General features: G+C 74.3%; 9 protein-coding genes. All 9 read right to left on the reverse strand.

What is annotated here, in order from left to right:
- Nucleotides 1–2: 2 nt before the first annotated feature.
- The 9 genes from FDO69_RS38890 to FDO69_RS38930 all read right to left on the reverse strand — a co-directional run bounded on the left by FDO69_RS38890 (nt 3) and on the right by FDO69_RS38930 (nt 18611).
- A complete protein-coding gene (locus tag FDO69_RS38890; RefSeq protein WP_104788453.1) occupies nt 3–1562 on the reverse strand; it encodes a hypothetical protein in 1560 nt (519 codons plus the stop codon).
- A 71-nt stretch (nt 1563–1633) separates the two neighbouring features.
- Nucleotides 1634–3475, reverse strand: coding sequence for an arabinofuranosyltransferase AftB family protein (locus FDO69_RS38895; protein WP_104788455.1), 1842 nt, complete (start codon nt 3473–3475; stop codon nt 1634–1636).
- Nucleotides 3472–5712 carry a bifunctional glycosyltransferase/CDP-glycerol:glycerophosphate glycerophosphotransferase gene (locus FDO69_RS38900; RefSeq protein WP_104788457.1) on the reverse strand — a complete coding sequence of 747 codons (2241 nt, stop codon included), beginning with the start codon at nt 5710–5712 and terminating at the stop codon, nt 3472–3474. Before FDO69_RS38900 ends, FDO69_RS38895 begins: the two co-directional genes overlap by 4 nt.
- An 8-nt stretch (nt 5713–5720) precedes the next feature.
- Nucleotides 5721–7919, reverse strand: a complete 2199-nt coding sequence (locus FDO69_RS38905; RefSeq protein WP_104788460.1) for a bifunctional glycosyltransferase/CDP-glycerol:glycerophosphate glycerophosphotransferase — start codon at nt 7917–7919, stop codon at nt 5721–5723.
- 163 nt (nt 7920–8082) lie between these two features.
- Entirely contained in the window at nt 8083–10344 is a 2262-nt protein-coding gene (locus tag FDO69_RS38910; RefSeq protein WP_104788463.1) for a bifunctional glycosyltransferase/CDP-glycerol:glycerophosphate glycerophosphotransferase, read from the reverse strand.
- Between the two features lie 142 nt (nt 10345–10486).
- Nucleotides 10487–11347, reverse strand: coding sequence for a carbohydrate ABC transporter permease (locus tag FDO69_RS38915; protein WP_104788466.1), 861 nt, complete (start codon nt 11345–11347; stop codon nt 10487–10489).
- A gap of 91 nt (nt 11348–11438) precedes the next feature.
- Complete coding sequence (locus FDO69_RS38920; protein WP_170321010.1) at nt 11439–12785, reverse strand: carbohydrate ABC transporter permease; 1347 nt, start codon at nt 12783–12785, stop codon at nt 11439–11441.
- A gap of 4 nt (nt 12786–12789) precedes the next feature.
- Nucleotides 12790–14202, reverse strand: coding sequence for an ABC transporter substrate-binding protein (locus FDO69_RS38925; protein WP_104788471.1), 1413 nt, complete (start codon nt 14200–14202; stop codon nt 12790–12792).
- 176 nt (nt 14203–14378) lie between these two features.
- Nucleotides 14379–18611, reverse strand: a complete 4233-nt coding sequence (locus FDO69_RS38930; RefSeq protein WP_104788505.1) for an FtsK/SpoIIIE domain-containing protein — start codon at nt 18609–18611, stop codon at nt 14379–14381.
- Between the last annotated feature and the right edge of the window lie 41 nt (nt 18612–18652).

Below are 18652 nucleotides of genomic sequence, written 5' to 3' on the forward strand. Positions count from 1 at the left end.
CCTCACCCCCCGACCCGCGCCAGTACCTCCCCCGTCCGGCTGCTCCACGCCACCACCACGGCCTCCTCGGGCACCGGGTGCCAGCGCGTCAGCAACAGCCAGCGCACGTGATAGCGGCGGACGACGGCGGACCGCTCGGCGCGGGTCGAACCGGGGGCCAGATAAGCGCGCACGTCGGCCGCCCGGCGCTCCCGCTCCCGCTCGTCCAGGGCGGGGTCGGGCCAGATGGGCGCGGCGAGGTTCGGCCCGTACCCGGCGATGGCGTGACTGGCCAGGTACCCGTCGGTGATCACCACCTCGCCGGACCCGATGTGCCGGGCCGCCCAGTCGTAGGACGGCCAGCGCGTCGGCTGCGCGAACCCCACCGGGTCGACCGAGCGCGGCACCACCGCCCCGGCGTGCACGGTGACGAACCCGACGCACACCCCGGCCGCCGCCACCCCGCCCAGCACCCGCCGGGCCCGCCGCCAGGGCCGGGGCGCCGCCAGCTCCACCGCCAGGGCGAACTGCAGCGGCACCAGCACGGCCCACAGGGCCCGGGCGTACGTGTAGTGCCCGCTCACCCAGCCGTACGCCACCAGCAGGCACTCCAGCAGGAACATCCACACCAGCGGATCACGCGCCGACCTGCGGGCCCGGGCCCACAGTGCGGGCAGGCCGAGCAGCGCGAGCCAGGAATTGGCGAGCATCCTCTCGTACAGCTGCCGGTGCATCGCGTCCATGCCGGTGTCGCTGACCAGCGTCAGCACGTCGTAGTACGGCCACGCCACCGCGACCGCCGCACAGGCCGCCCCGGTGAGGGCCCAGCGGGCCACGACCGGGCGGCGCCGGCCGCGCTGCCGGGCCGCCACGATCGCCACCGCCCCGGTGAGCGCCGAGGCCGCGGTGACGGGGTGGGTGAGCAGGATCAGCCCGTACAGGGCGCCGATCCCGGCGTACCCCCACCAGCCGCCCAGCCCGCTCGGCCCGACGAAGCGCACGGCGGGGGCGTCGTCCCGCGCCCGGGTACCCGTCCAGGCCCACGCCCAGAACGTCAGGCCGATGGTGATCGTGGACGGGTAGCCCAGATTCGTCGTCATCGACATCAGCCCGAGGTAGCCGCTCCACAGGATCCGCGTGCTGCCCCACAGCAGCGTCATGAACAGCAGCGCCCACACCGGCGCCCAGGGACGCGGGGTGAGGGTCCTGACGAACCGGCCGAGCCCCGTCAGCAGCACCACCAGGTGCACCGGCCCGGCCAGCTTCACGACCCCCCAGCCCGACAGCCCCGTCATGCGCGCCAGCACCCCCTGGGCGACGGCGTACGGGCCGTAGTAGGGGCTGCCCTCACCCGGCAGGTCGGCCATTGAGTGGGCCGGGTGCAGCAGGTCGGCCTTGAGGCGTTCGACGACCGCCGCGTGCTGCCCGGCGTCGCAGCACAGCGGGATCCGCCAGTACGCCAGCGTCATCACCAGCCAGAACAGGGCGCCGTAGAACTGGTACGGGGTGAGCCTGCCGACACGGCCGCCGCGCAGCGCCGTCGCGCCGCGCACGGCCCGCCGGACCAGGGCCGGGGCGCTCACCGGAGGGTGAAGGGGGTCTGGGGCATGCGCCGAATGTTCCCGCCCTACGCATGCCCTGACCCCGGATCACTTCATCGGGTGAGACGACTACCCCCACCTGCCGACGGTCCGTCGCACAGCGCCCGCTGCGCCGCCGCCGGCCAGCGCGCGAAGCGGAACCGCGTCCGCTCGACCGACCCGGTGAGGTTGCGCCAGAACCGCTCGGCGGTGAGCGGCGCGCGCACCGACTCCCGCAGCTCGGCCAGGTCGCCGCAGCCCAGCGCGGCCCGGGCCGCCAGGACCGTCTCCCGTGCGGCCCCGGCCCGCAGCAGGTCGCGCTGCGGCGGGTGCTCGGCCGCCCACTCGGCGAAGATCCAGTAGTTGCGCAGGAACTTCTCGTGCCCCGGCCAGCTCCACCGCTCCAGCGCCAGGTGCGCGCCGATCGGGCTGGCCAGCCCCCAGGCGTCGTTGACGTAGGCGTCCAGCGGCGCCGCCGCTCCCGTCACTCCGAGGTGACGGCCCACGATCACCACCCGGTACGGGGCGTCCGCGCGCATCGGCGTGGCGTGCAGCCGCCGCCCGGCGTCGAAGTAGAGCAGCGTCGGCCCGGGCGCGCGCTCCGCCCGGGCCAGCATGGCGCGCCCCTCCGGCAGGGCGGGCCAGTTGGCCACCCAGGTGGCGGTGCGCACCGGGTTGTGGTCGCGGAGACCGTCGACGTCGGAACTGCGCACGTTGAACGACCCGGGCGTGCTGCGCACGTCGAACGGTGCCCGCAGCGGGCTGACCGCCGCGCACAGCCACACCGCCAGCAGCACGACAGCGGCGCCGGTGACCCTGGTGGCGGGCACGACCAGCACGGGCAGGAGCAGCAGCACAAGCGCGGGGAGGATCATGCGGGCGTGCATGTAGTCGCCGCCGACGCGCACGACGTACCCGGCCAGCAGCAGACCGGCCGCGAGCGGCGCCAGCAGCACCGCGAGCGAGGCCCGCCCCGGGACGCGGCCCCGCTGCTCCCGGCGGGTGCGCCGGACCAGCAAGGCGGCCAGCGCCCCGAGCACCGGCACGACCGGCCACAGCCAGTACGGCCCGAGCGTCTCCTGCACGTACCCGGCGCCCCGGCTCCAGTCGCTGGCACTCGCCTCCTTGGCGATGGCGGGCAGCGGCACCAGGATCCCGTAGTACCCGGCCCGGAAGACCTCGTACGCCAGCGGCACCGCCCCCGCCGACGCCAGCATCGCCGCCGTGCCCCGCCGGGAGGGGCGCAGCACCCACCACTGGGCGGCCAGGAAGCACGCCGTGACCACCGCGAGATCGGGCCGGACCAGCGGACCCAGCCCGAACACGAAGGCGGCCGTGCACGTCCCCCGGGCTTCCCGGCCGCGCCGGGTCCGTGTCAGCAGCCACCACGACAGGCCGGTCCAGAAGGCGCCGAGGCCGCTCTCCAGGCCCGACGTCATGTACGACCAGAACGGCGGCACGGCCAGCAGCACGAACACCCCGGCCGGCAGCAGCAGCCCGCCGCCCCGGTGCAGCCGGCACGTGGCGAGCAGGGCGAACGCGAACCCGGCGGTGCTCAGCAGCAGCCCCAGTCCGACCGCGAGGAACGCCGGGTCCTCGCCGGTGACCCAGGTGGCGAGCGCGAGCAGCCACTGCCAGAGGGTGCCCGTCGCACTCTCCGCCCGTTCCCCGACGTTGAACACCGGCCCGTTGCCCGCCAGGATCTGCCGGACCGGACGCAGGTAGATGAGCCCGTCGTCGCAGATCCAGCGGCGCCGGTAGCCCAGCACGAACAGGGCCGCGGTGGGCACGGCGACGAGGGCGGCGTGCCACCACCGCACCGGCCGCAGCCGCTCGGCGACGGCGGGCGGCCGGGTCGAGGAGGCCCGCTGGCCGGGCAGGGAGGGGGCGGCCTCGGGGGTCGCGGGAGTTCTCATCTCTCGATCAGTGCCTCGGGTCGGATGCGGACACCCTCGGTCCGGCGGGCCGCGGGCAGCAGCGCCCCGCCCCGCTCGCCGAGCATCAGCAGCCGGACGACCCGCTCGGCGGCCCGCCCGTCCTCGAACTCGCAGTACCGCTCCCGGAAACCGGAGCGCAGCCGCGCCGCCTCCGCGTCCTGCCAGGTGCCGGACGCGAACAGCCAGGCCAGCTCCCGGTACGAGCGCGACACATGGCCCGGAGCGTCGGCCGTGATGTCGAAGTAGGCGCCCCGGCTCGCCGCGAACGCCCCCCAGTCGTCGGCGTGGACGACGATCGGCCGGTCCAGCAGGGCGTAGTCGAACATCAGGGCGGAGTAGTCGGTGACCAGCACGTCGGAGGCGAGCATCACGTCCTCGACGTGCGGCTCGTCGGTCGCGTCCACCAGCACGCCCCGCCGGTGCAGGTCGGACAGGCCGAGGCCCCGCGCGACGCCCACCGCGAGCGTGGGGTGCAGACGGACGACCAGCGTGTGCCCGGGGCCCAGGTCCGCGGCGAAGCGGGCGAGGTCGAAGCGGTCGACATGGCCGCCCCGCCGGTAGTCGCGCCGGGTCGGCGCGTACAGCACGACCGTGTGGTCGGCGGGGATGCCGAGCCGCTCGCGCACCTCCCGGCCCCGCCCGGGCTCCGCGCCGACCAGCACGTCGTTGCGCGGGCTGCCGGTCCGCAGCGAGGTGAAGTGGCACGGGTACGCCCGCTCCCAGGCCCGCTCCGCATGCAGCCCCGCGACCAGGCTGTAGTCCCAGCGGTCCGCCCGGCGCAGCATCTGCGGCACGTCGAAGCCGTGCCGGGCGCCCGGCTTGGCCAGCAGGTCGGCGCCCATGTACTTCAGCGGGCTGCCCTGGTGGGTGTGGATGTGGACGCTGCCCGGCCGCTTGGCCACGGTGCCGGGCCAGTTGACGTTGTTCACCCAGTACGTGGCCCGCGCCATGACCTCGTGGTAGCGCCGCGAACCCGGCGTCACATGGTCGACGCCGGACGGCAGCGCGTCCACCGCGTCCTCCCGGACCACCCACACGCCCCGGATGTGCGGGGCGAGCTCGCGCGCCTTCTCGTGGATCGCGGCCGGGTCACCGGTCACGCCACGGTGGTGGGTCGCGGAGTAGACGGCGAGGTGCGGGTCGAGGGGGCGCTTCGACTGGGCCGCGTACCAGCCGCGCAGGGCCGTCTCCGACGCCCTCTTCGCCACCCTCCGCTGCCCGCCCAGGGCGGCAGCGCGCAGGTCCCGCAGCCCGCGCGCCGCCGCGTACGACGCGTAGGGCGCCGAGGCCAGCAGCCGCATCTCCGCCCCGCGCCAGCCGTCCGGCAGGGGGAAGCCGCCCTCGGGGAGGTGACGGCGGTGGAAGGAGCGGATCTCTCGGTAGAAGTCGCCCCGGTCGGCGGGCCGCACCCGGTCCTCGCGGGCCAGCACGAACAGCATGTGGTCCAGGGCCCGTTCCAGCAGCAGCGGCCGCGCCCAGTCGAGGTCGGGGCGCTGCTCCAGGAACGCGAACAGGCCCTCGTACTGCGCGAAGATGTCGAAGTGCCGGCGCCCGGGCGTCTTGGTGATCGCGCCCTGCCGGCGCTGGCGGTACTCCACGCCGATCCGGTCCAGGCAGGCGATGCGCTCGGCCAGCACCATCGACCGGTAGGTGACCGGCGCGTCCTCGTACAGCCCCGCCGCGTACCGAAGGCCGTGCTCCTGGAAGAACGACCGCCGGTAGGCCTTGTTCCAGGCGACCAGGAAGAGATTCAGATACTGCGGGCTCTGCCGGATGCCGAACGTCTCCAAGCCCGCCGCGGCCAGGAGGTCCGCCGCCTCGCTGCGCCCGCCCCGTCCCCACCAGTGGGTGCGCACATGGTCGAAGACCAGGATGTCCGGGTCGCCGGTCGCCGCCAGCCGGGCGGCGACGGCGGCCAGCAGGCCCGGCGTGTAGGCGTCGTCGCTGTCCAGGAACAGCACGTAGTCGCCGGCCGCCTGCGCGAGGCCCGCGTTACGGGCCCCGCCGAGGCCCACGTTCTCCGGCAGGTGCAGCACCCGCAGCCGGTCGTCGCGGGCGGCGTACTCGTCGAGGATCGCCCCGCTGCCGTCGGGCGAGCGGTCGTCCACGGCGATCACCTCGAAGTCGCCGTAGGACTGGCCTAGCACCGAGTCGAGACACTCGCGCAGGAAGCCCTGCACCTTGTAGACGGGGACGATGATGCTGAAGCGGGGCACTTCTTCGGTCAGCTCCTCACGAGGGTGGCGGCGGGGGCCGGGACGCGCTCCGCGAGCGGGACCACGGGCGGGATCGACTCGGGCGGCTCACCCAGCAGCACCCTGCGCACCACGCGCTCGGCGGCCCGCCCGTCGTCGAACTGGCAGAAGCGCTCACGGAACACGGCCCGCAGGGACGCGGCGGACTCGTCCGCCCAGGAGCCGTCGCGGAAGACGGCCGCCAGCTCCTCGGGCGTCTGCGCGACCCGGCCGGGCGGGAGCTCCATCAGGTCGAAGTAGACGCCCCGGGTCTCCCGGTAGACGTCCCAGTCGTCGGCGTACACGACGATCGGCCGGTCCAGGTTGGCGTAGTCGAACATGATCGACGAGTAGTCCGTGATCAGCGCGTCCGCGGCCAGGCACACGTCCTCCGACGAGCGGTGCCCGGTGACGTCGATGATCCGCCCGCCGCCCCTGCTCGGCCCCTGGTCGTAGAAGTAGTGGGCGCGCAGCAGCACCACGTACTCGTCGCCGATCGCCTCGCAGAACTCCGCGAGGTCCAGGGCCGTCTCGAAACCGGTGGCGTAGTCGCGGTGGGTGGGCGCGTACAGCAGGGCCTTCTTGCCGTCGGGGACGCCCAGTTCCTTGCGGACGCGGGCCACGTCCTCGGCGGACGCCGTGCAGTACACGTCGTTGCGCGGATAGCCGAACTCGAGCGTCTCGTGCGTGCTCGGGAACGCCCGCTCCCACATCTCGGTGGAGTGCCGGTTGGAGGTCAGGTTGTAGTCCCAGCGGTCCACCCGGGCCAGCAGCCTGGCGATGCTGCCGGTCGCCGCGGCCACCACGGGGTACGTCGCCTGGTCGGCGCCCATCGTCTTCAGCGGGGTGCCGTGCTGGGTCTGGAGGTGGACGCTGCCGGGGCGCTTGACCACGGCGTCCGCGAAGTTGGCGTTGTTGACCAGGTACTTCGCGCGGGCGAGCACCTGCCAGTACTTCCGGCTGCCGATCACCGCGTACTCCACGTCCGGCGGCACGCTGCCCACCGCGTCCGGCTCCACCAGGAACACCGCGCGCAGGTGCGGCGCGAGTGCGCGGGCCTTGGCGTGGATCGCGGCCGGGTTGCAGACGTAGCCGCGCCCCCAGTACGCGCAGTACACGACGAGGTTCTTGTCGAGGGGGAGGCGCAGGCCGAGCGCGTAGCGCAGCCGGGTGCGCAGTCCCCGTGGGCGGGGGAGCAGCGCGGCGGCCCGGGACGCCGTCCGGTTGGCGGCGCGCAGGGCGCGGAACGCCGGGTACGACCCGGAGGCGAGCAGCCGGTGCTGGACGCCGAGGCTGCCGCCGGGCGTCCGGTGACCGGCCGGGCGGTGCCGCCGGTAGAGCGCGCTCGCCCGCCGGAAGAAGTCCCGGCGTCCGGACGTCAGCCGCCGGGGGTGGGCGGCCGTCTTCAGTACGGCGGCGAAGAGCTGCTCGAACAGCGGCGACAGCCGCTCCACCGAAAGCCCCTGCTCCGCGGCCCGCGCCAGCACCAGCTCGCACTGGTCGAGCAGTTCGGTGTGGTGCTCGCCCGGCAGAGCGAGCCGGTTGCCCTGCCGGCGCAGCAGGTGCCGGACGACGACCGCGCGCAGCACCGCCACCCGCTCCGCCCGCAGGGTGACCAGCCCGCCGAAGCCGATGTCGGTGTAGTGCTCCCCGGGGAAGGCGAGGTTCTGCTCGACGAGGAAGGCCCGCCGGTAGAGCGCGCTCCACGCGGGGAGCGCCACGCCCGTCAGCCGCGGGGCCCGGTCCGGGGGGAAGGCCCCGTCCGGCGTCCTGGCCAGCAGGGGCGCGGCAGGGTTGGTCGGCTCGCCCTCCCACCAGGGGGTGCGCTCGTGCTCGACATACAGGACGTCCACCTCGCCGGTCTCCTCCAGCCGGGCGTCCAGTGCCGCCAGCGCGCCCGGGACCAGGACGTCGTCGCCGTCGAGGAACAGCACATGGCCGCCCACGGCCGCCCGCAGCCCGGTGTTGCGCGCCCCGGCCAGCCCGTCCGACGGCGGCGAGTGCACCGGCGTCACCCGGGAGTCCCGCTCGGCGTATCCGGCGACGACGTCCGCCGCCGGTGCGTCGGGCGCGTCGCACACCGGGATCAGCTCGAAGTCGCCGAACGACTGGGCGAGGACGGAGTCCAGCGCCAGGGACAGCCGGCCCGCGACCCCATGGGACGGGACGACGATGCTGAAGCGGGGCATGTGGCTCTTTCTGTCGGGAGGCGGATCTGTCGGGGCGGGGCGGGGCGGGGTCACACGGGTCGCGGTCGTCCCGGACGCCCCGACGGGCGCCAGGAGGACGGCCGGGACGGCGTCGGCCGCGACGGGCTGGAGGGCATGCGGATTCCCCGGGTGCGAACCGTGGTCAGAGGCTGTCGGTGACGGCGTGGGGACCTGCCGGCAACGGCACCGTGGTGAGCGGCTCACGTGTCAGCGAGGCCGCCGCCGAGGGCACCGGGCGGCGCTTGCCGAGCGGCACGACCGGCGGCAGCTCCGACTCCCCGAGCACGACCCGGCGCACCACCCGCTCGGCGGCCCGCCCGTCGTCGTAGGTGCAGAACCGCTCGCGGAACGCCGCCCGCAGCTGGGTCGAGCGGGAGCCGCGCCAGTGGCCGGTGGCGAAGATGTCGATCAGTTCGTCCTCGCCGCGGGCGACCGCGCCCGGCGGGACCTCGCGCAGGTCGAAGTAGGTGCCGCGGGCCGCGTCGTACGCCTCCCAGTCGTCGGCGTGGACGACGATCGGCCGGTCCAGGTTGGCGTAGTCGAACATCAGCGACGAGTAGTCCGTGACCAGGGCGTCCGACGCCAGGCACAGCGACTCGATGCTCGGGTGGCCGGAGACGTCGACGACCCGGCCGCAGGTGCGGGTCAGCGCGGTGTCGTAGGCGTGGTGGGCGCGGGCCAGGACGACGAAACGCGGGCCGAGGCGGCGCACGATCCGATGGAGGTCGAGGGGGCGGCGCTGGGAGCGGCGGTAGTCGCGGTGGGTCGGCGCGTACAGGATCGCCACCGCGCCCCGCGGGATGCCCAGCGAGGCGCGCAGCCGGGCCACGTCCGCCGGGGTCGACGTCCGGAACACGTCGTTGCGGGGGTAGCCGTACTCCAGCGTGGTGTAGCGGCCGGGGTGGACGCGCTCGTTCGTCAGGGTGGTGTGGCGGTTGGCGGACAGCACGTAGTCCCACCGGTCGACGTCCTTCAGCAGCCGTGCGAAGTCACGGCCGCGGGCCGCCGCGGGGCGCTCCTGGAGGTCGAGGCCGATGTGGCCGAGCGGGGTGCCGTGCCCGGTCTGGATCAGGACCTGGCCCCGGCGCTTGGCCAGCCGGTCGTCGAAGCCGGTGTTGCTGACCAGGTAGCGGGAGCGGGCGAGCGCCGTCCAGTAGGCGGCCGTACCGGGGACGATGCGGCGCGGCCCGGGCGGGATCGTGTGGTGGTGCTCGCGGTGGGCGATCCACGCCGTGCGGACGTGCGGCGCGAGGTCGCGGAACGCGGCCTCCAGCGCGCCCGGGTTGCAGCCGTGGCCGCGGCCGTCGTAGGCGGCGAAGACGGCGCGGTCGGCGCGCAGCGGCAGGCAGCGCTGCACCCGGTAGTGCGTCCTGAGGGCGGCCGACCGCAGGCCCCGCAGCAGCTTCCCGGTGGTCCGGGCGGTGGCGCGGCGCAGGGCCGACGCCAGCTGGAGGGTGCGGTAGGTGCGGTGCAGGCCGAAGCGGATCAGGACGTGGTGGATCCGGCAGCGCATCGGCCCGGGGACGCCGGGAGTGCGGTAGCGGCGGTAGTGGGCGCGGGCCCGGCGCAGGAAGTCCGCGCGTGAGCCCCGGGGCAGCCGGTCCCGCCGGGAGTACACGATCGCCAGGTGGTGCACCATGCGGCGGAACAACACCGGCCGCCACCGGTCCAGTTCGGGGCGCTCGTCGAGATACGCGAAGACCCGGTCGTACTGCTCGAAGACGTCGAAGTGCCGCTCGCTGGTGGTGCGCAGGATGCTGCCCTGCCGTCGCTGCCGGTAGTGCACACAGACCCGGTCGAGGGTCGCGATCGACTCGGCGGTCATCAGCACCGGGTACGTCCAGGGCGTGTCCTCGTAGACGCCGGGCGGGAAGACGAAACCCCCCTTCTCGACGAACTCCCGCCGGTAGGCCTTGTTCCAGGCGACCATCAGCAGCCGCAGCAGCCCCGGCCGGTCCTCCAGGCGGAACGGCGCCGGGCCCTGCTCGGTCAGATGCAGGGCCGCCTGGTTGCGGATCGCCTCCCCCGTCCAGTAGGTGCGCGCGTAGTCGAAGACCAGCACGTCCGGCTCGCCCGTCTCCTTCAGCCGGTCGGCGATCGACCGCAACGCGTCGGGCGTGAGGGTGTCGTCGCTGTCCAGGAACAGCAGGTAGTCGCCGTTCGCGTGCGCCACACCGGCGTTTCTCGCGCGGCCCAGGCCCACGTTCTCCGGCAGGTGGACGGGGCGTACGCGCGTGTCGCGAGCGGCGAACTCGTCGATGATCGCGCCGCACGCGTCCGGCGAGCAGTCGTCGACGACGATCAGTTCCAGATCGGGACAGGACTGGGAGAGCACCGATTCGAGGCACTCGTGCAGGTACGCCTGAACCTGGTACGCGGGGACAATGACACTGAACCTGGGCAAGAGGCCATCCATCGGTCGGCGCGGGCGTTCGGCCCGGGAACGGCCGATGGGCCGACTTGGTTACGGTCGCTACGGCATCCGGGGGAACGCGGAAGGGGCGGGCCGCCCCCGGCCCACCCCTTCGACTACCGTGCTCTGATCGCTACTTGACCGCGCCCGCCATCACGCCGGACACGAACTGCCGCTGGAACGCGAAGAAGACGGCCAGCGGGATCACCATCGAGATGAACGCGCCGGGTGCCAGCACGTCGATGTTGTTGCCGAACTGCCGTACCTGGGTCTGCAATGCGACCGTGATCGGCTGGCTCCCGGAGTCCGAGAAGATCAGCGCGACCAGCAGGTCGTTCCACACCCACAGGAACTGGAAGATGCCGAGGGCCGCGATCGCCGGGGCGCCGAGCGGCATCACGACACGGAAGAACAGGCGCAGTTCACCCGCCCCGTCCAGGCGTGCCGCCTCCAGCAGCTCCCTCGGGATCTCCGCGAAGAAGTTCCGCAGCAGGAACACCGCGAACGGCAGTCCGAAGCCGACGTGGAAGAGCACCACGCCGAGCACCGAGCCGAAGATGCCGATCTTGCCGAAGAGTTCGGCGATCGGGATCAGCGCCACCTGCACGGGTACGACCAGCAGGCCGACCACGCCCAGGAACCACCAGTCCCGGCCGGGGAACTCCATCCAGGCGAAGGCGTAGCCCGCGAGCGAGCCGATGACCACGACCAGCAGGGTCGCCGGTACCGTGATCCACACCGTGTTCAGCAGGGAGCTGGTGATGTCCTCGTTCTGCAGCAGCTTCGAGTAGCTGTCGAAGGTGATCTGCGAGGGCTCGGTGAACACCTTCCACCAGCCGCTCGCCGCGATGTCCTCGGGCGCGCGGAGGCTGGACACCAGCAGCCCGATGGTCGGCACCAGCCAGAACAGTCCGACGACGATGAGGAACACCCGCAGCAGCCCGCCGCCGACCCCCTCGGCGAGCCGCGATCCCAGCGACTGCTTGGCCTTCATCGCCGCACCTCCCGCCTGAGCCGACGCACGGTACTGTGCCTTCCCGGGGGACGACCCCCGGACCCCCGGCCGGGGGAGGACCGGGCCGCTTTCATCGCCGCACCTCCCGCCTGAGCCGACGCACGTTGAACCACATCACCGGGATGACCAGCAGCAGCAGGAACACCGAGATGGCGCTGGCGATGCCCGGCTGGTCCTCGGAGAAGCCCTTGCGGTACAGCTCCAGGGCGAGGACGTTCGCGTCGTCCTGCGAGGAGCCCGGAGCGATGATGAAGACCAGGTCGAAGATCTTCAGCACGTTGATCATCAGGGTGACGGCGACGACCGCGAGGACCGGCGCCAGCAGCGGCACCGTGACGCGTCTGAACACCTGCCACTCGCTCGCGCCGTCGACCCGGGCCGCCTCCAGCAGCTCCCGGGGCACGCTCGCGAGGCCGGCCGCGATCAGCACCATCGCGAAGCCCGCCCACATCCAGATGTACGAGCCGATGATGGCCGGGGTGACCAGGGACGGGCCGAGCCAGTCCAGGCCGTTGTACGGTTCCTTGAAGTTGTTCGCCGGGAGCCGGAGCCGGGCCCCGTCGGCCGAGGCGGGCAGTGTGAAGGTGCCGTCGCCCGCGGCCGTCGTCGACGCCACGACCTTGCCGTCCTTCACCGCCTCGACCCGCATGCCGGCATAGCCCAGTTCGGACGGGTCGACGCGGTTGAGTGCGCCGACGCCCTTGCCGCGTGTGAAGTCCTGCCAGGTCGTGCCCGTGACCTTGTCCGGCTCGGGCTTCGGCGCCACTGCGGCCTTCGCGCCGTCGGGCATCTGATCGGGCGCCACACCCACCAGGGGCAGCGAGACCGCCTCGCCCGTGCGGACGGGCGACGTGGTGATGAACGCGCCCCCGCCGGCCGGCTTCAGCGGCGACTCGCGGCCCGGGTGGGCCTTCGGGAACGCCGAGGCCTGGGCGAACGTGTCGTGCACGCCCACCCACACCGCGTTCGCGACGCCCTTGTCCGGGTCCTGGTCGTACACCAGGCGGAAGATGATGCCCGCCGCCAGCATCGAGATCGCCATCGGCATGAAGACGACCAGCTTGAACGCCGTACCCCAGCGCACCCGTTCGGTCAGCACCGCGAAGATCAGGCCGAGCGCGGTCGCGATCGTCGGCGCGAACACCACCCAGATGATGTTGTTCTTCAGCGCGGTGCGGATGCCCTCGTCGGTGAAGAGGGCCTTGTAGTTGTCTATTCCGGCGAAGCCGTCACCGGACTGGTCGTAGAAGCTGCGCACGACCGAGTACCCGATCGGGTACACCACGAGCGCGCCGAGCAGGACGAGCGCGGGCAGCAGGAACAGCGCCGCGACGGTCCTGCGGGTACCGGTCACACTCTTGCGCGACTTGGGAGCGGCAGGGGGCTTGGTGCCCCCTGCCGCCGAAACCGACGTCATGACGTCAGTTCCCGTACGCCGCGGCTGCTTCGGCCTCCAGCTTCGCCTGCGTCCCCGCGATGTCCTTCGGGTTCTTCAGGAAGTCCTGAAGGATCTTCCACTCGCCCTTGCCGGGCGTACCGCCGAAGGCCTGCGGGGCCTGGTCGGACATGTCGAAGCGGAAGTCGTCACCGGCGTCGATGAGCGCCTTGGCGATCTTCTGCTGCACCGCGTTCGGGTACGCGGAGTTCGGCACGTTCTTGTTCGGCGAGAGGTAGCCGCCCAGCTTGGCCTGGATCTGCGCCGCGTCGGGCGAGGCGAGCCAGGTCGCCAGGGCCTGCGAGCCCTTCGAGTCCTGAAGGATCACGGCCGCGTCGCCGCCCGAGACCACCGGGCCCTGGTCACCCACGGCCGGGAACGGGAACACCTTCGCGTCCGTCCCGATCTTCATGCTGGAGGGGATGTTGACCTGCGCGAAGTCCCCCGCCGCGACCATGGCCGCCTTGGGCTGGTCCCCGCCGGTGAAGACCTGCGTGACGGACGCCGGGAAGTCGGTCTGCAACGCCCCGTTCGCCCCGCCCGCGATCCAGTCGGGCTTGCCCCAGACCTGCGCGAGGGTGGTCAGCGCGTCCTTCACGGACGGGTCCGTCCACTTGATCTCGTGCTTGGCCAGCTGGTCGTACTTCTCCGGGCCGGCCTGGGAGAGGTAGACGTTCTCGAACCAGTCGGTCAGCGTCCAGCCCTCGGCCCCGCCGATGGAGAACGGGGTGACGCCGGAGTCGGAGACCGTCTGCGCGGTGTTGAGCAGGTCCGGCCAGGTCTCGGGCTCACTGGCCCCCGCGTTCTCGAAGACCTGGTTGTTGTACCAGATCAGGGACTTGTTGGCGGCCTTGTAGTAGACGCCGTACGGCTTGCCGTTCACCTTGCCGATGTCCTGCCAGCCCTGCGAGTAGTTCTCGCCGAGCTCCTTGACGGTGTCGGAGCCCAGCTGTGTGGCCCAGCCCTTGTCGACGGCCTGCTTGATGGCGCCGGGCTGCGGCAGCATCGCGATGTCCGGCGGCTGCCCGCCGGCCACCTTCGAACCGATGAAGTTGATGATGGGGTCCTGTGCGGGCACGAACGTGACCTTGGCGCCCGTGCGCTTCTCGAACTCCTGCAGGACCTTCTTGAAGTTGGCCTGTTCGGTGCCGCTCCACACGGCGGCGACCTCCAGGCTCGTCCCGTCCAACTTGGGAAGGGTGACGTTGTTCGCGGTGTCCGTGGTCTCGCCCGTGCTTCCACCGCTGTCGTTGTCGCTGCTTCCACAGGCACTGAGCGAGAGCGCGAGGGCTCCCGCCGCGACGGCGGCCGCGGCCTTGACGGCTCTGCGGCTCTGGGGGGTCGCCGTGTCCCGCTCGGGCGACCAGCGTGTCCGGATGGTGCTGCTCGTCATGCGCATGACTGCCCCGCTTCTTCGTTCCTCGTCGAACGTCGAGCGCGCTCCCGTGCGATCTGGTCTACGCCCGGGTGTGCGGGGGCGGCAAGATGGCGTCGGCTGTCAAGCGGGGGATCGTGACTCCCTCGTGACCAGGGACGCGGTTCCATGACGTGAGCGGGGCCGAAGGTCCTCCCCGCTCACAGGAGCGACGGCACCTTCGCAGCCGCGACCTCCCGTGCCGCCCTTTCCAGCGCGCTGGCCAACAGTGCCAGGTCGGTCGGGCCGTTTCCGAGTTCCCGCACCGGACGCCGGGCCGGAGGGTCACCCATGCGGTGCCATTCCAGGGGTATGACGGTGGGACGCAGCGTCGCCGTCCGCGGGATCCGGCCGGTGACCCGGCCGCCCTGGAACGGGGTGACCCGCCCGTCCGCGCCGGTCAGCCTGCCCCGGCCGGGCGCGGGCTCCTCCGGTCCTGGGGCCGGGGCGTCGAGCGCGACGCGCAGGGTGGCCCGGCGCGCCGGTTCCGTCTCCGCCGTACGGGCGCACGGGCCGGTGGCCGCCACCAGATGGACGCCGAGCCGCTCGCCGTCCCGGGCCACCGCCTCTAGCGCACGCATCACCGACCCGGCCGCGGGCCGCCCGGTCGAGCCGAGCGCCGGGGCGACCAGCGCGTCCAGGTCGTCGACGACCACGACGAGCCGGGGCAGCGGGGGCGCGGCCACGTCCGTCTGCCGCCGGGCCGCACCGGGCCGCAGCCGCATGGTGGAGCTGGACGGCGAGTCGAGGTCGCCGGCCCCTCCCGCGCCGGCCGCGTCGGCCTGGGCACCGCCCCGGGCCGTCGCCGTGCGCTGCGCCACCATCCGGCCCGACAGCTCGCGGCCGGTGTGCCACTCGGCGAAGCCGGACCGCCCGAGCAGCTCGGCGCGCCGCTTCAGCTCGGCGCTCAGGGACTGCGCGAACTCCCGCATGCGGACCGGGTCGTGGGCCATGAGCAACGTGGTGACATGCGGAACGTCCGTACACACCTGCAGTCCCTCGCCGTTGCCGCCGCCCGCGCCCGGGCCGCCCCGGCCGTCGACCAGCACGATGCCGAGGCGGTCCGGCCGCTCGGCTGCGGCCAGGGACGCGACGATCGACCGCAGCAGCTCCGTACGGCCGCTGCCCGGCGGGCCCTCGATCAGCAGATGCGGCCCCTGGGCGGCGAGGTCGGCGCCGACCGGGCCACGCGGCCCGGCGCCCAGCACCGCGCGCACGCGTCCGCCCAGCGCCTCCGCGTCGTCGGCCGCGTCCGCCCAGCGGGCCATCAGCGACGCCGGGGTGGCGCGAGCCAGGCCCAGCTCGTCCAGCAGCCGCGCCGCCTGCGGCAGCGGTGCGGAGACCCGCGGCTGGCGCTCGCTCGCCGGGCCGTCCGTCCGCAGCGGCGCCAGCGCCCGCGCGAACCGCTCGGCCCAGGCGGCGGAGACGGCGTCGACGGTGGCGACCGTGCCGTGCCCGACCGGCCCGGCCGACGAGCCGTCGCCGCCGGTACGGGCCACGCGCACCAGCCGCAGGGCCGTCGCCACATCCCCGCTGAGCAGCGCGACCGCGCCGCACTGCCGGAAGGCCGGCGCCACCGAACAGGCCGCCTCGTACGTGTCCGTCACCGGCGAGGCCGGGGAGGCGGCGGCCGTCTCGGCCAGGCAGACGACGTGGATCCCGGCCCCGGGCCCCTCCAGTGCCAGCCGCGCGAGGGCTCCGCGCAGGTCGGCACCGCCGGGATCGCCGTCGACGACCACGACGGTGTACGGGCCGGGGAAACCGCCTGCCGTGCCGCTGCCGGCGCTGTCGCCCAGGGCCCAGGAGGGGCGGCGGGGAGCCGGGACGGTGTGGTGCGGGGGCGGGGCGCCGGTCGACTGTGAGCCGCCGCTCGCCGAGGCACTCGTCGGCGGACCTGCGACCCCCGCGTCCGCCAGCTGGTCCTCCAGACGGCGGGTCAGCTCGTCGACGCGGGCGGCGGCCTGCTCGCGGTCGTGCGCCAGGAGCAGCCGGCAGTCCTGCCCGTGCCCCGGGCGCACGTGCGGCAGCCAGCCCAGCCAGGACCACTCGGCGGTGCGTTCCTCCAGGGCACGGGAGCGGTCCGCGGCGATCAGGACGATCTCCAGCGTGTCGGGGGAGTGCAGGGCGGTGAGCTGGGCCAGGACGGCACGGGCCAGCCCGGTCAGCCGCGCCCGCGGCCCGGCCAGGCCCAGGGCGCCGACCTCGCGCAGTCCGGCGGTCACGGGCACGGCGGGCAGCAGGCCCGAGCCGTCCGGTGCCGCCCGGTCGGCCGTACCGAGGCGCACCGCGAGGGCCTCCGGGTGGCCGGGGCCGCGCTCCCACAGCCGGGGCCCGGGACCGAGGGCCGTGAGCAGCAGCGTGGCCGGGTCCGGCCAGGTCTCCGGGGCGGCCGGCACGACGACCGGGTGGTGCTCCGCGGCCACCACCGCGGCCGGTTCGTCCTCGTACGTCTCGCGTGGTTCCGCCGCCTGCTCGCCGCGCCCGCCGGTCAGCCGCCGGGCCCACGCCCCGAGCCCGCCACGCCTGCGGGTCTGCTGGGGCATGTCGGTGCCGCGGAGGGGAGTGCCCTTGCGCCCACGACCGGCATGCTGGTCGGCGAGGGCCGGGTCGTCGGTGCCGGGGTCCGGGTGCCAGGGGTGGTGACCGCTTCCGTCTGTGGCGCCGACACCGGCGTCGGCGCCGTACGCCGGTCCGGCGCGGTCCGGGGCCATGTCACCGAACGCCCCGGCCCCGGAACGACCCGCGTGCGTGTCCCCGGCGCCGCTCGACGGCCGGCCCGCATCGCGTCGGCGCCCGGGGTCGGGCTGAGCCGGGGGCGGCGAACCCGGGGCCGTATCGCGCTGCCGGGTGGTCCGGAGCGTGTCTTCCGGCGAACCGGGGCGGGTTCCGTGAGCCTCCGGGAACGTCCGTCCGGACCCGGCGGACCCCGACCGTGCGCCACCACCGGCCGTCTGCCGCCGCGCCTCACCCCCGGTGCCCCCGGGCGGCACCTCACTCCAACCGTCCCCGGCGTGGGCAGCGCCCCCGGCGCTGGTGTGCGGCATCTCGCTCCGGTGCCGCCCGGAACGGGCTTCGCCGCCGGCCCCCGGGGGCGGGACGTCATCGCGGCGTATCGGCCGTGCTTCGCCGCGGGCGCCCGAGGGCGGGACCTTGTTGTGATGTCCTGCGGCCTGGGCGGTGCCTGCGGCCTGGGCGGTGCCTGCGGCCTGGGCGGTGCCTGCGGCCCGGGCGGTGCCTGCGGCACTGGGAGGCGGCGTCTCGTTCCGGTGTCCCGGTCGGGCCTCGCCGTCGGCGCAACGGGGCGTCACCTCGCTCCCATGGCCCCCCGAGCGGGCTTCGCCCCCGCTGTCCGCGGTGTGGGCCCCGTGGCCGTGTCCTCGCTCCTGCGGTGCTTCCGGCCTCGGGCCACCGCCCTCGACCCTCAGCGACCCCGAGCCCGCTCCGCCGCCCTCGGCCCTCAGCGACCCCGAGCCCGCTCCGCCGCCCTCCCTGCGCGGCGCCTTGGGCCCCGAGCCCTCACCTCCGCTCCCGGTCCGCACCGCTTCCGGCCCGGAGTCCGCACCCGCGCCCTCGATCCACGGCGCCCCGCCCTGCCCCGGCACCACGGCCGGATCAGCGGAACCGTGCCCGGAAGCGGCCGGGGTGCCCCAGGCAGCCGAGCCGTGGGCGTGGTGCGTGGAGCCCGTGGGCCCGGCCGCTCCCGCAGTCGCCTCACCGGGCGCGGATGCCTCCGCTGGCCCGGCCACGCGCACGTGCCCCTCCCCGTCCGGAGTCGTCTCCACCCGGGCCCCCGGCCCCCCGGCGGGAGCCAGCCGCAGGGCCGACTCGCCGATCCGCAGCAGCGCACCCGGCACGAAGGGGACCGCCCGGCCGCCCACCCGCGCACCGCTCACCGTCGTGCCGTTCGTGGAGTCCAGGTCGGCGACCGCGACGCGGCCGTCCGCGCTCACCGTCACCGCGCAGTGCAGCCGGGAGACGTCCGGGTCGTCGAGCGGTACGTCGGCGTCCGCGGAGCGGCCGATGCGGATCTCGCCGCCGTGCAGCAGATGGACACCGCCGGCGTCGGGCCCGGCCACGACCTGCAACTGGGCCGGGGCGCCCTCCAGCTCCGGATGCGGCTCCGGCTCGCCCGGCGCGCCCACGGACAGCACGGCACCATCGGTCAGCGGCGGCTCGCCGAGCGTGCAGCGCTGGGCGTCCAGCCGCTGCTCCCCGGCGAACAGCACGGGCGTGCCCGAGCCGTCACCGCCGCAGACCGCCTGGGCGAGCGCCGAGGCCACCGCGGCGAGCGCCGTACCGGCGGGTGCCGTGACCAGCACGTCGCTGCGCGGGGCGCGATCCCGCGCCGGCGCCGACGGGCCCAGCGGATCTACGACGGTCAGCCGGATCTGCATCGCCGTCAGCGGTCCCTTCTGCCCGGGCGCGGAGTCCCCCA

Source organism: Streptomyces tibetensis, assembly GCF_007655005.1.
GTDB classification, from domain to species: domain Bacteria; phylum Actinomycetota; class Actinomycetes; order Streptomycetales; family Streptomycetaceae; genus Streptomyces; species Streptomyces tibetensis.